This window comes from uncultured Marinobacter sp. (assembly GCF_963974375.1).
Lineage (GTDB): Bacteria > Pseudomonadota > Gammaproteobacteria > Pseudomonadales > Oleiphilaceae > Marinobacter.
In genome coordinates this window covers 1-2,430 of record NZ_CAXBDN010000397.1, presented here as the reverse complement: position 1 = coordinate 2,430, position 2,430 = coordinate 1, and the positions used below count along the sequence as shown (strand labels likewise).

The 2,430-nt window shown below is 58.4% G+C and carries 2 protein-coding genes; both read left to right on the top strand.

Features of this window, described 5'->3' with window-relative positions:
* The first annotated feature begins 136 nt into the window (after positions 1–136).
* Positions 137–1,642 (top strand): IS21 family transposase, encoded by a 1,506-nt coding sequence (istA, locus tag AAC035_RS20600; protein ID WP_339806989.1) that lies wholly within the window; start codon positions 137–139, stop codon positions 1,640–1,642.
* On the top strand, positions 1,629–2,369 hold the full coding sequence (gene istB / locus AAC035_RS20595; protein ID WP_339806987.1) for an IS21-like element helper ATPase IstB: 741 nt from the start codon (positions 1,629–1,631) through the stop codon (positions 2,367–2,369). Before istA ends, istB begins: the two co-directional genes overlap by 14 nt.
* Positions 2,370–2,430: the final 61 nt, after the last annotated feature.

The following is a 2,430-nucleotide window of genomic DNA, read 5'->3' as shown; positions in this document are numbered from 1 at the left end:
TGTTAGTGGCCAATTAAAATGACCCACTACTGGCCATTAATTTTGACCCACCCCCGGGTGGCCGTCAGGCCACAGAACCAGCTACTGTCCCCCGCTTTTATCGATGGCCGGGGGCATGTCAGTGAAGGAGTGGGTTGTGATACACAAGATCAAGGCACTGCACGATAACGGCAAAGGATTGTCGATCCGCGCCATCAGTCAGGAACTGGGGTTGTCCCGCAATACTGTTCGCAAGTACCTGCGGATGGATGAGAGCGCGATTTCGGAACAGATTGAAGACCCCTCACGTACCAAGCGCCTCGACGATCACCGGGATTACCTGGTGCATTTGCTCAAGAAGTTTCCCAGGCTCAGCGCCGTCAAGATTGCCCGCAAGCTGCAAGCGAAGGTGGGTGAATTGCCAGCTTCGGATCGCTCCATTCGCCGCTATGTGCGAACGCTCAAGGAGGAAGTGGCCTCGGCCCAGATGCGTTACTACGAGCCTATCCTGGACGACATGCCCGGCGTTCAGTGTCAGGTGGACCCCGGTGAGTTGCGCGGTGTGCTGATTGGTGGCGAAGAGCGCACGCTGCACTTCGTGGTGTTCGTGCTGTCCTACTCGCGGTTGATGTACGTGGGTCTGGCGTTCCGCCCACTGGATACCCAGACCTTTATCCAGCTCCATGACGAAGCCCTGCGGTACTTCGGTGGCCTGCCGGAGGAATGCGTTTACGATCAGACCAAGCTGGTGGTGATCAACGAGCAGTACCGGGAGCTGACCCTCAACCAACGGTTCCATGGGTATGCCACCACGGCCGGATTCCGGATCCATGCCTGCGAAGGCTATGACCCGGAGAGCAAGGGCAAGGTGGAAGCCGGCGTGAAGTACGTCAAGCAGGATTGCCTCTACGGCGAAGTCTTCGAGGATCAAGAACACGTGCGCCAGCACGTACAGGACTGGGTTGAGAGCGTGGCCAATGTCCGCCTCCATGGCACTACTGGTGAACGGCCCCGGGAACGCTTCGAACGGGATGAGCGAGAACACCTGGAGGCTTATCTGTCACCAGCTTGCGTCCAGCCTGTGGCCCACGAGACACGGCGGGCCGACAAGACCGGCCTGATCGCCTGGAAGGCCAACAAATACTCTGTGCCCATGGCCTGGCAACAGGCCCGGGTGGGCGTTCTGGAGTCCAGCGGCCAGCTCCACATCAGCGACCTGAACACAGGCGACGTCATTGCCAGCCATGCGCTGTGTTCCGACAAGGGCAAGGTGATCAAGAACACCCATCACTACCGCGATCATGCCCAGCGGGTGACCACCCTTGAGAGCAAGATCAATGACCTGATAGGCAGTGAAATCGGGCAACGGTTGTGCCAACAGCTCAAGCGTTCCGAACCCAAGATCTACAAGGATCAGTTGGTGGCTGCCCGTGACCTGCTCAAGCGCCATGCACCGGTGGATCCGGTGTTGCTCACGACTCTGGCAGAGCGTCCCGGCATGACCGCCACACGCCTGCAAAGCTACCTTGAAGCGGCCGAAGCCGCCGTCCTCCGGGAACGGCAGCCGGAACCTCTGCCAGAACCCAAGGAAGCACTGGACCTGAGTGCTTATCATCGTATTGGCCACTCCAGTGGCCAGGGGGTGACCCATGAGCCAGCTTGAGCAGACCGTGTCCCGTTACCGCAGTCTGCGCCTGAGCGCGGCTGCCGACGAACTGACCAACCTGCTGGCCGAGGCTGAAGCCAACGAGATGTCCTATCTCAGCTTCGCGGACCGGCTTGCCGAACACGAACTGATCCAGCGCCAGGACAAGCGCATCCGCCGGAACCGGAAGATGGCCGCGTTCCCTGCCGAAAAGCGCCTGGAGGGCTTCGACTACCGGCACCAGACCACCATCACCAAACGTCAGGTCAATGCCTTGCTGGACTTCCAGTTCATCGACGAGCGGAACAACCTGGTGTTCATCGGCCCGCCGGGCGTTGGAAAGACCCACCTGGCCATCGGCATTGGCTACAAAGCCGTGGAAGCTGGCTATCGAGTCATGTTCCGCAACGCTCTGGATCTGGTGGAAGAGCTGGAACTGGCCGAGATGAAGGGTGAGCTGAAAAAGCGGGTCAGCGCCCTGGCCAAATACGACCTGCTGATCATCGATGAACTGGGTTACCTGCCGATGACGCGACAAGCTCGGTACAACCTGTTCCAGCTGATCAACAGCCTGTACGAATACCGGTCCATCATTCTGACCACCAACAAGGACTTCTCCAGCTGGGGCGAGTTCTTCCACGACGACAACGTGGCAGTGCCGATCATTGACCGGGTCATTCACCACTCACACATCTTTATGCTGGGAGGAGAAAGCTATCGACTGAAGCAAAAAGTTACAAGCTAGACTATGAAGGGTGGGTCAATTTTATTGGCCAAAGGTGGGTCAAAATAGATGGCCATTGACA